The organism is Chrysanthemum yellows phytoplasma, assembly GCF_000803325.1.
Taxonomy (GTDB): domain Bacteria; phylum Bacillota_I; class Bacilli_A; order Acholeplasmatales; family Acholeplasmataceae; genus Phytoplasma; species Phytoplasma asteris.
The window spans coordinates 1-13,164 of sequence record NZ_JSWH01000085.1 but is presented as its reverse complement, the minus strand read 5'-3'; the positions used below and the strand labels follow the sequence as shown (position 1 = coordinate 13,164).

General features: G+C 28.8%; 11 protein-coding genes. 8 read left to right on the top strand and 3 right to left on the bottom strand.

The features are described from left to right. Together OL66_RS01500 and uvrC are read right to left on the bottom strand one after the other, a co-directional pair. The coding region (locus OL66_RS01500; RefSeq protein ID WP_034172183.1) for a DEAD/DEAH box helicase family protein at positions 1-1,130 on the bottom strand (1,130 nt) is incomplete at its 3' end. A 143-nt stretch (positions 1,131-1,273) separates the two neighbouring features. Further along, positions 1,274-3,043 (bottom strand): excinuclease ABC subunit UvrC, encoded by a 1,770-nt coding sequence (gene uvrC, locus OL66_RS01495; RefSeq protein WP_034172182.1) that lies wholly within the window; start codon positions 3,041-3,043, stop codon positions 1,274-1,276. Between the two features lie 392 nt (positions 3,044-3,435). On the opposite strand from uvrC, the gene pdxY reads away from it, so the two are divergent. Continuing rightward, positions 3,436-4,302, top strand: coding sequence for a pyridoxal kinase (gene pdxY / locus OL66_RS01490; RefSeq protein ID WP_052177936.1), 867 nt, complete (start codon positions 3,436-3,438; stop codon positions 4,300-4,302). A gap of 123 nt (positions 4,303-4,425) precedes the next feature. Here the strand turns inward: pdxY and OL66_RS01485 are convergent, their stop codons facing one another. Beyond that, the gene (locus OL66_RS01485) at positions 4,426-5,031 is read right to left on the bottom strand and encodes a nitroreductase family protein (RefSeq protein ID WP_034172181.1); all 606 of its coding nucleotides are present in this window, start codon (positions 5,029-5,031) and stop codon (positions 4,426-4,428) included. A gap of 646 nt (positions 5,032-5,677) precedes the next feature. Between OL66_RS01485 and plsY the strand changes: the two genes are divergently transcribed. From plsY to OL66_RS01450, 7 genes are all read left to right on the top strand, one after another. Then, positions 5,678-6,379 carry a glycerol-3-phosphate 1-O-acyltransferase PlsY gene (gene plsY / locus OL66_RS01480; protein ID WP_034172180.1) on the top strand — a complete coding sequence of 234 codons (702 nt, stop codon included), beginning with the start codon at positions 5,678-5,680 and terminating at the stop codon, positions 6,377-6,379. A 136-nt stretch (positions 6,380-6,515) separates the two neighbouring features. Beyond that, complete coding sequence (ligA, locus tag OL66_RS01475) at positions 6,516-8,531, top strand: NAD-dependent DNA ligase LigA (protein WP_011160788.1); 2,016 nt, start codon at positions 6,516-6,518, stop codon at positions 8,529-8,531. Positions 8,532-8,611: 80 nt separating this feature from the next. Beyond that, positions 8,612-9,676: a DNA-binding protein WhiA gene (gene whiA / locus OL66_RS01470; protein WP_034172179.1), complete on the top strand. Its 1,065-nt coding sequence runs from the start codon at positions 8,612-8,614 to the stop codon at positions 9,674-9,676. Further along, positions 9,648-10,031 carry a holo-ACP synthase gene (gene acpS / locus OL66_RS01465; RefSeq protein WP_011160790.1) on the top strand — a complete coding sequence of 128 codons (384 nt, stop codon included), beginning with the start codon at positions 9,648-9,650 and terminating at the stop codon, positions 10,029-10,031. The genes whiA and acpS overlap by 29 nt, the downstream gene beginning before the upstream one ends. Before the next feature lie 144 nt (positions 10,032-10,175). Continuing rightward, the gene (locus OL66_RS01460) at positions 10,176-11,519 is read left to right on the top strand and encodes an FAD-dependent oxidoreductase (protein WP_011160791.1); all 1,344 of its coding nucleotides are present in this window, start codon (positions 10,176-10,178) and stop codon (positions 11,517-11,519) included. A gap of 190 nt (positions 11,520-11,709) precedes the next feature. After that, positions 11,710-12,318, top strand: a complete 609-nt coding sequence (locus OL66_RS01455; RefSeq protein WP_011160792.1) for a superoxide dismutase — start codon at positions 11,710-11,712, stop codon at positions 12,316-12,318. A 6-nt stretch (positions 12,319-12,324) separates the two neighbouring features. Next, a complete protein-coding gene (locus tag OL66_RS01450) occupies positions 12,325-12,774 on the top strand; it encodes a transcription antitermination protein NusB (RefSeq protein ID WP_034172178.1) in 450 nt (149 codons plus the stop codon). The last annotated feature ends 390 nt before the right edge of the window (positions 12,775-13,164 follow it).

Genomic DNA, 13,164 nt, shown 5'->3' with positions numbered 1-13,164 from the left:
CAATATTCAAGGGCACTTGGTAGTCTGAAACCGAAATTTACTAAGTTGGTTTTACGAGAAAAATCACCAAAATACATTCCTTTAATTTGGGGAATAGTTACATGAGATTCGTCAATAATGGTTAAAAATTCATTTCCAAAAAAATCAATTAAAGTTGATGGTGCCTCGCCTTTTTCTTTGAGTGCTAAATGTCTTGAATAATTTTCAACACCATTGCAATTGCCTATTTGTTCTAACATTTCTAAATCATGTAAAGTGCGCATTTTAATTTTTTGGGCTGCTAAAAGTTGGTTAGTTTTTTCAAAATGATTAATTTGTTCCTTTAATTCTTGGCGAATTCTTTTGATACCTTCTTGTAATTTTTGGGTATTTGTAGCATATAGACTAGCAGGAAAAAGAGTAATTAATTTAAGATTCGTAATTGCTTTGCCATTTAAAACATCAAAATTTTGAATATTTTCAATTTCATTGCCAAAAAAAATAATGCGGATACCAATTTCTTTGCTAGATGAGGCAATAATTTCTATAATGTCACCTCTTACTCGAAAAGTTCCTCTTTGAAAATTAATTTCATTTCTTTGATATTTTAATTCTATTAACTTGTTAATTAATGCTTGCCTTTCGTACTTATCTCCAATTTGTAAATGTAGTGTTGATTTTTGATAATCTTTAAGGTCGCCTACTCCATAAATGCACGAAACCGAAGCAACTACAATTACATCATCGCGGTTAAGTAATGAACCTGCGGCACTATGACGCAACTGATCAATTTCATCGTTGATTTTGGAGTCTTTTTCAATGTAAGTGTCGCTTGATGCTACATATGCTTCTGGTTGGTAGTAATCATAATAAGAAATAAAATATTCTACGCGATTGTTGGGAAACATGGCTTTTAATTCGTTGTAGAGTTGTCCTGCTAATGTTTTGTTGTGAGCAATAACCAAAGTTTTTTGTTGTAAATGTTGAATAATATTTGCAATGGTAAAAGTTTTTCCAGTGCCAGTAGCTCCCAAAAGAATTTGTTCTTGTAAACCTTGTTTAAAATTATTAACCAATTTTTGAATTGCTTGGGGTTGGTCGCCACTTGGTTTTAAAGAACTTTGCAATTTAAATAAATTTGTTAAACTCATTTGTTGCTCCTTGCGTTTGTTTTTTTATTTTGGTGATTTTTTGGTTTTTAATTTCAAAATATTTAGATGGTTGTTTTTCTGTGTTCCAAAATTTTTGTCCATGTTTTTATCAATATTTTTAATAAATGTCTATTTGCCCACTTTTATAAACTCTTTTTAATTAACAAAAACAACTTTTGATTAATTCCTATTTTTTGAAAATCTTGCAAAGTGGCTTTTTTGATGGCTTCTAAACTTTCAAAATGATTTAAGATGGCTTTTTTTCTAACAGCGCCAACTCCTTTTATATTTGATAAAGTAGTTTTATAATCTAGTTTTTTTTTGGTTTTGCGGTGAAAAGCAACAGTGAAACGATGGACTTCTTCGCTTAAACTTTTTAAAAAATAAAATAAATTAGGGCTTTGTTCCAACATTAATTTTTCTTGCAAAGTTACAAGATGAGTTAATTGATGTTTGTTATTTTTTTGCAATGCTCCTAAAGGAATTTCATAGCCTAGTTTCTTTAAAGTTTTTTGGCTTTGTCTTAACTGTCCTAAACTGCCATCAACCAAAATTAAATCTGGTGAATCATTTTTAACTTCCTTGTCTTTGTTATAACAACGTGTAAGTGTTTCTTCAAAAGCTTGATATTCGTTAGGAAATTTGCCTTTAATGTGAAAAGTTCGATAAAGTTTTTTGTCAAATTCAAAATGATTAAATACAATTCTTGCTGCCACAAAGGCTTGTCCAAATAGTTGAGAATTATCAAAAACATCAATTCTTTTAATATCTTTATTAAAAATAATTGCCAATTTGTCTAAGGATTCTTGGATTTTTTGGTCTTTGGATTGATAGATTAAATTATTGTTAGCTAAATCATTTTGGGTGTTTTTTAAGGCTAGCAAATAAAGTTTCTTTTTGTCTCCTTTATGAGCAATATTTACTTTGGTTTGCAAGATTTGTTCCAATAAAGTTTGGTTAGTTATCATTTGTTGCAAAATAGTTTCATCTTGGCTTTTGCCTGTAATAATTATGTCTGGTTTAAGGTTTTTTTGATAATAACAATTAAGATAAGTTAAAATGTTTTCCCACACAAAGCCCACATATGAAAAAACGCTATGATAAGAATCAACGATATTTCCTTGGCGCATTTTTAAAATTTGAATTGATATTTGGTCTTGATTAAATGCATAGGCAAAAATATCGCAATTTTTGAGTTTTTGATTGCTGATAAGTTGTTTTTTGGTAGTCTGTTTGATTGCATAGATAATATCTCGGTATTCTTGGGCTTTTTCATAAAACATTTTTTCGCTAGCTGTTTGCATTAAATGGTGTAATTTTTTTAAAATATCTTTGATATTTCCTTTTAAAAATTTAGTAATTGCCTCAATGTTGGGTTTATAATTAATTGTTTTTCCTGCGCAAGCACCGAGGCATTGATTGATGTGAAAATGAAGACACGGTTTTTTTGATGCTAACGGACATCTTCTTAAAGGATACAAAAGATGCAACAATTTTAAGGTTTCTTTGGTGTTTTTAAGATTGGGATAAGGACCAAAAATTATTTTTCCTGGAGGAATTTGTTTGAATCGCGAAATTTTTAATTGTGGGTGCTTTTCTTTAGTAATTTCAATATAAGGGTAAGTTTTGTCATCCAAAAGTTTGAAATTATATTTAGGAGTGTGTTTTTTGATTAAGTTAGCTTCCAAAATTAAGGCTTCTTGTTCGTTGTTAGTAATAATGTAGAAAAAATCTTGGGTTTCTTCAATTAGCATCGTTGTTTTTAAGTTGTTGCTTTTGGTAAAATAACTTTGGACGCGTTTTTTTAAATTTTTGGCTTTGCCAACATAAATGATAGTATCATTTTTGTTTTGGAAAAGATAACAACCAGGATTGGGCGGTAAAGTTTTTATTTTTTCTAAAAGAATTGACATTTTAAATTACTTCCGTTTATTGAATTGTTTTTTTGATTTTTTACCCAATTTAAGGGTTGTTTTATTTTCTGGTTTGGTTTTGGCGTTTTTTTTATTTTGCTTATTTTTATTTTGCTTCTTTTTTTATTTATTTTTAGTTTGTTTTCATTAACTTTATTATATCAAAATTACCATTCTTTTTTTGAAATGATTAAAAAAAATTGAATTATTTTTGATAATAAACTGATTTTTTCCAAACTAAAATAATAATTCATAAATAAATTGCAAAATAAGTTTATTTTTGATTTAGAATAGAAGTATAGTTTTAGATTATAAAATAGTAAAATGAAAAAATCAAAACTAAAAGACTTTAAAAACAACCAAATACCAACCAAATAAAGGAGAGTTCCAAAATGAATATACCCACCAAACCCAAAAGTATTCTTTCTATCCAATCTCATGTAGTATATGGCTATGTTGGAAATAAAGAAGCAGTTTATCCTTTGCAAAATATGAATTTCGATGTTTGGCCTATCAATACAGTTCAATTTTCCAATCATACAGGTTATCAAAAGTGGCAAGGACAAATTTTTAACAAACAAAATATAGTTGATTTGGTAGAAGGTCTTTTTGCTCTTGGAGTAGAAAAACAGTGTCAAGCTATTTTAACAGGATATATGGGATCTTTAGATATTTGCGAAGCTGTTTTGGAAATTGTTGCAAGATTTAAACGAACGAACCCTGATATTTTATATTTATGTGACCCTGTAATGGGCAATAACAGATGTTTTGTTAAGCCTGAAATAACTTCTTTTTTTAAAAATAATTTGCAAGCAGATATTATTACTCCTAATCAATTTGAAGCTGAATTTTTGTCTGGTATTAAAATAAATAATGTCTCGGATGCTATTAAAGTAGCAAAGCATTTCCATAATTTAGGAGTTAAAATTGTAATTATTACAGGTATTAATTTTCAAGATGAAAAATATTTTCAAGTGTTTGCATCAAATGCTACAAAAAAATATTTGGTGCAGGCTCACAACAAAGAAAAAAACATTGATATTGCAGGTACAGGAGATTTATTTGCTAGTCTTTTTTTGGGTTTTTATTTGAAATATGAAAGAAATATTAAAAATGCTTTGGCTCATGCTGTTTTTTATCTTAATAAAGTTGTTCAAAATACTTTGTTATCACAGCAAAAAGAATTGCAATGTTTATCTTTTTTATATAAACAAGTTAATTTAGCAAAATTGCCTCAAGTCATGGAAATTAACGATTAAATTATTGATTAAAAAAATGCCTTTTTAATAAAAAAGACCAACTTTTTAAGTCAGTCATAATGTTATTTTTGGAAATATTTTATTTTTTTATTATTTGAACGCAGTTATTTTTTACAACTTCAACTACATCCAAAAAGTAAAATCTTTGCAATCCATTCGAAAAGCTTTATTTTTGGGTTTTTCTTTTGATTTCCCAATAGCAACTAATAATACAGGCAAATATCGAACATCAATATTTAATCCTTCATTGATTTTTTTTGCGTTAAATCCTCCCATAGGGCAAACATCATAATCATATTTTTTAGCAGCTAACATCAATTGCAACGCTCCGATGCCGCCTTCTAAAAATAACTCATTTTGCAGTTTTACTTGGGAAATTTGTTTGTAATAATCATCAATTTTTGTAATTACTTGTAATTTGGTTGCATCAGATATTTTTTTTTGTAAAACTTCTTGTTGATAAATTTTTTCAGCTAAGGCACTTTTTTGAGCATCGCAACACAACAAAATCATAGTAGAACAAGTTTCTAATTGAGTTTTGTTGCCATATAAAAAAGGAGCTATTTTTTGTTTGCTCTTTTCGCCTTTAAAAACAAAAAAACGCCATGGTTGCAAATTAAAAGCAGAGGGCGCTTGGAAAACTGTAGCCAAAATTGCTTCTAAAATATCATTTGGTATTTCATGATTGGCGCAAAATTGGCGCACACTTTTAATTTTTAAAAAATCCATAAAAAGCTCCTAAGATTTTGTTAATTTCAATTTGATTATTATATTTAGTTAAAATAATTTTAATATTGCATCGTTTTAAAATTTTTTAAGTTAGTATTTGTAATTTTGGAAAGACAACAATTTAAACAGCAAAAAATTATTTTTTCAAAGTTTGCATTTGTGTTTCTTATTTTGTTTTTTGTTTTCAAAAAACTCCTCTAATCCAATTTATCCAAATTATCAAATATATTATAACATTTTTTATTATTAAAATACTAACTGTTTCATTTATTTAGACAACTTAATATTTTAATATAACATTTAAGACCAACTTAACTGAAACGCTCCAATAATTTGCCCCCAGTAAAGAATGAATAATTTTAGTCTAAAACTGTTTATGCAGTTTGGGGGGGGTTTTTGTTTATCTGACAATTTTATTTAATTTTGACAATCAAAAACCTCATTATATTAAAAGAAAAGTAAGGTTTGTGGTAAAATTATATAGTAAATTATTTATTTTATAAACGCATAATTATTAAATTTTTTATGAAACAAAAAAACTAAATTAACAACAAACACAACTAATAATTACAACAATAATCACAACTTAACAATTCATTAAATAAATGATAAAGTTTTGAAACAATAAATGAAATGAAGGTGCAAAATGGAAAACTTATCGTTTTTATTCTTATTCTTGTTTTTTTATATTTTGGGGTCAATTCCTACAGGCTTAGTTATTGGCAAATTGGTGCAACAAAAAGATTTACGCAACACAGGTTCTGGAAATATTGGAGCAACTAATGCTTTGAGAGTTTTAGGGAAAAAATGGGGAATATTAGTATTTTTGTTAGATTTTTGCAAAGGATTTGTGCCACTTACAATTTGTTTGCATTTCTCAAAATTTTGGCTAACAGAACCATCCACAAAAACTTTTTTACAACCAAACCCCACAATAAAAATCTCCCTTTTGGCAATATCTCCTATTTTAGGACACATGTTTTCTTTATTCAATAAATTCAAAGGCGGGAAGGCAATTGCAACTTCGGTAGGTATTATCACTGCTTTTAATCCTTTGATTGGTATTTCTGGTATCATTTTTTTTACTATTTTTTTAAGACTTTTTGGTTATGCTTCGTTAGCTTCAATTATTGCAAGCACTTTAGTTAATGTTTTTTTATGGCTAAATTATTTGTATTGTGGCAATTTTGGAACTTTGGGACCAATTAAAAACCAGATTCCAAAAACAGAATTATTTTACTTTTCGATCAATTTTGCTACCTTAATTATTATAGCTAAACATTATTCTAATATTTTGCGCCTTATTAATGGAACAGAAAATAAATTTAATTTCAAAAAAGAAAAATAAACAGCATCAACACAAAATATTTTAAAAAAACAAACCCCAAAACCAAAAACAACAATTAAAACCTCAAACTGAAAAATCCTAAATCAAAAACTCTCAACCCCAAAAACATTTTTATTTATAAAAAAGGTGCAAAGCAATGCAAAATTTTGATCTAATTAAACAAAAAATTAAATCCTTGGTAAAACAACTCACCAAAGCCAATTACCAATACTATAATCTAAGCAATCCCGATCTAAGCGACCAACAATACGATGCTTTACTCAAAGAACTAATCAATTTAGAAACCCGCTATCCCCAGTTCAAACTTCCTTATAGCCCCACTTTAAAAATTGGTGGTTTTGTAGAAAAAAAATTTAGCACCATTAAGCACAAAACTCCAATGATGTCTTTGGGAAATGTTTTTAATCTTGAAGAAATCAAAGCTTTTTATGACCGTATTGTCAAAAAAATTCCTACTTTTTCTTTGTTAACTGAATTAAAAATTGACGGCGTAGCGATAAGTTTAAAATATCAAAAAGGCATTTTAGTGCAAGCTTTAACAAGAGGAAACGGCATTTGGGGAGAAGACATTACCAAAAATGCCCAGACCATTAAAACCATTCCTTTAAGATTAAAAGAAGATCTCGATTTAGAAGTTAGGGGAGAAATTTATTTATCCCATCCCGCTTTTGAAAAACTCAACGCCCAAAGAAAACAAGAAAACAAACCCCTTTTTTCCAATCCCAGAAATGCTGCTTCAGGAACTTTAAGACAACTTAATTCAGCAATTGTGGCTCAAAGAAATTTGTCTATTTTTGTCTATGGCATTTCAGATCCTTATTTGACTAAACCTACCCAAAAAGAGACTTTGGTTTTTTTAACTGCTTTAGGATTTACCACAAATCCCCATTATTATTGCGTCTCTAATTTTGAAAATTTGCTTAGTGTAATTGAAAAATACAAAACCATTAAGGAACAACTTACCTACGATACTGATGGAATTGTCATTAAAATTAACGAGCTTGCCTTTCATTCTTTAATTGGTGCCACTGCCAAAGCTCCCAGATGGGCAACTGCTTACAAATTTGCAACTATTACAAGCCAAAGCATAGTTCAAAACATCATTTTTCAAGTGGGACGCACTGGTGTTATAACTCCAGTTTGCAAAATTATGCCTGTTATGGTAGATGGAAGTTTGGTCTCAAAAGTGGTTTTACATAATTATGACTACATTTGCAAAAAAGATATCAGAATAAAAGACCATGTCATAGTTCATAAAGCAGGCTCGGTTATTCCTGAAATTTTAGAAGTTATCAAAAGTAAAAGAACTGATTTGCAAAAACCCACTTTAATGATTGAAAAATGTCCTGCTTGTCAAACAATTTTAGAAAAACAACCAGGTGAAGTTGATTATTTTTGCCTCAACCCAAATTGTCGCGAGCAAAAAATCCAAAAACTCATTCATTTTGTATCCAAAAATGCTATGGATATCAACGTTTTAGGAGAACAGACCATCATTGCTTTTTTTGATAAAAACCTAATTGCCAAACCTTCTGACCTTTATTTATTAAAAAAACACAAGCATATTTTGCAAGAAATGCCAGGCTTTGGCGCTAAAAAAATTACTAACATTTTGGATGCTATCGAAGCAAGCAAGCAAAAAGGATTTGAAGATGTTTTATTTGCTTTGGGGATCAAACATATTGGCAAAAAAGTATCTCAAGTTTTGGCAAAACATTTTCAAACTATCGAAAACCTCCAACAAGCCACACCAGAATTAATTACTCAAATAAGAGAAATAGGAATCAAAATTGCCCAAAGCATCCAACAATACTTTTCCAATTCTTGTAATTTAGAAGAGGTTTCCAAACTCAAAACACTAGGAGTTTCTTTTCAAAGCACTAACCCCCAAAATCCAACTACCCAAACTATTTTTACCAACAAAAAAATTGTTTTAACAGGAACTCTCCAAAAATATTCCCGTCTTCAAATCCAACAAATCTTAGAACAAATGGGAGCAATTATAACTAACAGTTTATCTTTACAAAACAATTATTTAATAGTTGGCATCAATGCTGGTTCTAAACTAACCAAAGCCCAAAAACTCCAAATTCCTATTATCGAAGAAAAAGAATTACAACAAATTATAGAAAATAGCCAAATTAAATTATAAAAAATCACCGTTATTTTGCCTAAAACTCCTCACTGAACCCCAAACCCCCAAAACAAATAAAAAAATCCAAGAAGGTGCCAATGTCTTTTAACATTAAAATTAAAGAAGAAATTGCTTGTCAAAAATTCTTACCCATAGAAAATTTTTTTGAATTGACAGCTTTATTACATTTTGGCTGTGAATTAGAAAAAAACCACCAAAAAACTTTATTGTGGTTCCAAACCAAAAGTATCAAAATTGCTAGGCGTTTCCTTATTTTAATCAAAACTTTTTATCCTAATACCAACTCTTTTTTGATGACTAGCAAAGAATATAATTTACCACATTTAAAAAGCATTCATGTAGGAATTGAAAAAGACATTCCCTTAATTTTAGAAAAACATCATTTTTTTACTCAAACTCCAAGCGATTTTTTACCTTTGCTCAAAAGCCAAAAAGCCAAAAAAGCATTTTTAAGAGGTATTTTTTTATGCATAGGTTTTGTAAACGACCCCAAAAAAACTAATTATCATCTAGAATTTTTTCACAAAGACCGCCACAAAATTGAATTAATTAAAACTTTGATGCTTCATTTCAGCCTTAACGCCAAAAAAATTAATCACAAAAAAGGTTTTTTAGTTTATTTGAAAGAATCTCAAATGATTATTGATTTTTTAAGGTTAATCGGCGCTTTGGAAATAGTTTTTCAATACGAAAAAACAATAATTCAAAAAGACTTAAACCACATTATTAAATCCTCTATTAATTTTGAAATTTCAAATGAAAAAAAAATTCTTACTTCTGCCAATTTACAATTACAACAAATTAATTTGATTGAAAAACACTTTCAAACCCCAAATCTCAAACCCAAAAACACGAACTTAAAAATGAAAAATCCCAAAAATGAAAAATCCCAAAAACAACTTCCCAACCTTGAACATAAATTATTGCAAATTATGTTATTAAGAAAAGAAAACCCTGATGCAAGTTTACAAGAATTAACTCAAAAATATTACCACAAACACAAGCAACAAATCACTAAATCAGGACTAAATTATTATTTTCAAAAAATCAAAAAACTAGCTTGTGAAATTGAAACTCGCCAAATTTTGGCACCATCTAAGGAAAAAAATAAATATGGAAAATATCGGCATAGATTTAGTTGAAATTAAAAAAATTAAAAAAATAGGCAAAGACATTTTAGCAGCAAGGATTTTATCCTCAGAAGAACACCAAATTTATCAAATCATTCAAAATCCCCAAAGCCAACTTACCTTTTTAGCAGGAAGGTGGGCTTCTAAAGAAGCTCTTTTTAAAGCTTTTCAAACACCCCAAAAAATCGACCCTACTTGCCAAAACTATTGCAACTGGTCTATTCTTAACGACAAAAAAGGCGCTCCTTATGTGAAAAACAACACATGCACCACTTTTTTCAACCCCATTTTAATTTCTATCACTCACACCGATAATTACGCCTTAGCCCTTGTTATTGTAAAAAAGTTGCCACAAAGCACGTCATAATCAAATTCGTTTTATTTTTTTTGATTATCCTACAATTTTATTTATTTTGTCAAGTGTTTTTTAGGTATAATTAAAAGTGTATAGCAAAAATAAAATTAAATAAAAAAAACAAAGAAAAAATCCAAAGGAGTTAATAACAAAAATATGAAAGTTATCGTTGTTGGTTGTACTCATGCAGGAACTGCTGCAGTAAAAACAATTAAAAAAAACAATCCCCAAGCTGATGTTGTTGTATATGAAAGAAACGATAATATCTCTTTTCTTTCTTGTGGAATTGCCTTGTATGTTGGAGGAGTTATCAAAGACAGTCTAGGACTTTTTTATTCAAATCCTGATGAACTTGTAAGTATGGATGTTTGTACCAAACTTAAACATGAAGTATTAAAACTAAATTTTGACAAAAAAGAAGTTTTAGTTCAAAGTTTAGAAACTGGCAAACAGTTTAAAGACAACTACGATAAATTAGTAATTGCAACTGGTTCTTGGCCTGTTATTCCTCCTATTAAAGGAATTGATTGCAAAAATGTTTTAATGTCTAAAAACTTTGATCATGCCAAAGATATTATTAATTACAGCAAAAACGTTAATAAAATCACAATAGTAGGCGCTGGCTATATCGGAATTGAGTTAGCTGAAGCATTTGCGGTACAAAAAAAAGAAGTAGTTTTAGTAGACGCAGAAGATAGAATTATGTCTAAATATTTAGACAAAGAATTTACAGATGTAGCTCAAAAAACCTTAACTGACCACGGAGTTACACTAGCATTAGGACAAAAAATAGCAGGATTCGAAACTAAGGACGGCTTAGTGACTCATGTAAAAACTGATAAAAACACCTTTGAGACCGAAATGGTAATTATGTGTATCAGCTTTAAACCCAACACTCAATTATTTGCTCATCATCTCGAAACATCCTTTAATGGTGCTTTAGTTGTTAACGAATATATGCAAACTTCAGACCCTGATGTTTATGCTTGTGGCGATTGTGTTAACGTTTATTACAACCCTACCCAAGAAGTAAAATACATGCCTTTAGCAACTAATGCTATTAGAATGGGAACACTTGTAGGACTTAACATTGAAAAACCTTGCGTAAAATATTTAGGAACTCAAGGAACAAGTGGCATTAAAATTATTGATTTGAGTATTTCTTCAACAGGACTTACTGAAAATGTAGCCAAAGCTTTAGGTAAAAACTATGGTACTGTTACAATCAAAGATGCTAATAGACCTGAATTTATGCCTGATTATGATGCTGTAATGTTAAAGCTTGTTTTTGACAAAGAAACTCGTAAAATTTTGGGAGGACAAATTGTTTCTCGCGTTGATTTAACTGAAAAAATGAATACTTTAAGTGTTTGTATGCAAAACCAAATGACAGTAGAACAACTTGCTTTTGTTGACTTTTTCTTCCAACCCCATTTCAACAAACCTTGGGGATTACTCAATTTAGCAGGACTTAAGGCTTTAGAAGTTAAATCTCAATAACTATTTGCAAACTACCAAATGCGCGACAAAATAAATTAGATAAAAAAACACAAAAGACAAAAACACAATAAAACATTGTTTATTATAATTACAAACAGTGTTTTTTTATTCCATTTTATCACAATTAACCCCTCATTCCAACACTACCCCCCCAAAAAATCTTTTCATTAACCATTAAAGGAGCAAACAAATGAACTTTACTCTACTTTCTCTTCCTTATCAATATGATGCTTTAGAACCTTTTTTTGATACTCAAACTATGCAATTACATCATCTCAAACACCATCAAACATACATTAATAACCTTAATGATGCTCTCAAAAAACACCCTCAACTAAATTTATCTTTGGAACAAATGCTAACTGATTTATCGTTAGTACCACAAGATATTAGACAAACAGTTAGAAATAATGGTGGCGGACATTTTAATCATTCTTTTTTTTGGAACATTCTAAAAGTAAATAATGGCAATACTCCTCAAGGATTATTAAAAGAAATGATTGACTGCGAATTTGGTTCTATAGATTCTTTCAAAGACAAATTTGCTAATGCTGCTAAAACCATTTTTGGAAGCGGTTGGGCTTGGCTTGTATTAACTCCACAACAAAAACTTGCAATTACTTTTACTCCTAATCAAGATGTAGTTCTAAACCAAGGAACTCCTCTTTTGGGTCTAGATGTTTGGGAACATGCTTATTATTTAAGTTATCAAAATCGTAGAGTTGATTATATTGAAGCTTTTTTTAGTGTCTTAGACTGGGAAAAAGTACAAAATAACCTTACTCAAACATTAAAATAATTTACCATGAAACATCCTCAAAATAAAAAAGAATCACGGTTATTACGAATTGAAGTGATGAAATTATTATATCAATATGATTTTTACCAAAATAATTTGACTTTGTCACAAACAAATCCCAATCCCATTTTTACTTTTTTTCAAAAAATCATCACCAATCTTAAATTTATTGATGAAATCATCACAAAAAGTTTATATGATTATAAAATAAATCGCCTTAACAAAGTAGACAGAGCAATCATTCGCTTAGCTACTTATGAATTGTTAGAAACAAACATTTCTCATGCCATTATAATCGACGAGGCAATAGAACTTACCAAACAATTCTGCAATTTAAACGATGAAAAACAACATAAATTCAACAATAAATTATTAGATCAAATATATCAACAATTACAAATGTATAAAAAAACTTATTACCTAATTGAATTGAAAAACTACCCAAATAATAAATAATTTTTTAAAGACTTTTCTAATTGAAAGGTCTTTTTTTATTTTATTTGATAGCATACCTTAAATAATTATGAAAAATTTACAATAATTCTATACCAAAAAAATAAAAACAACAACAATAAAATAATTAACATCTCAGCAAAAACAAAACACCAATTTTAGATCGTTTTAAAAAAATTTTAAAATAACAAGTTTAGTAAAAATTCTTTTTTCTTTAGAAAGCATAATTAATGGCTCATTTTTATAATAATTTTTTTGATTTGATAACAGTAGCAAAAAACAAACTTGCCAAATTAAAAAAATATAGATATCCTCCTTAAATCTTTTTAATTACAGAAACATTCAAAAAACTTTAGCTTGAGCAGTTAAAAAAAATACAATAAAATAATTATT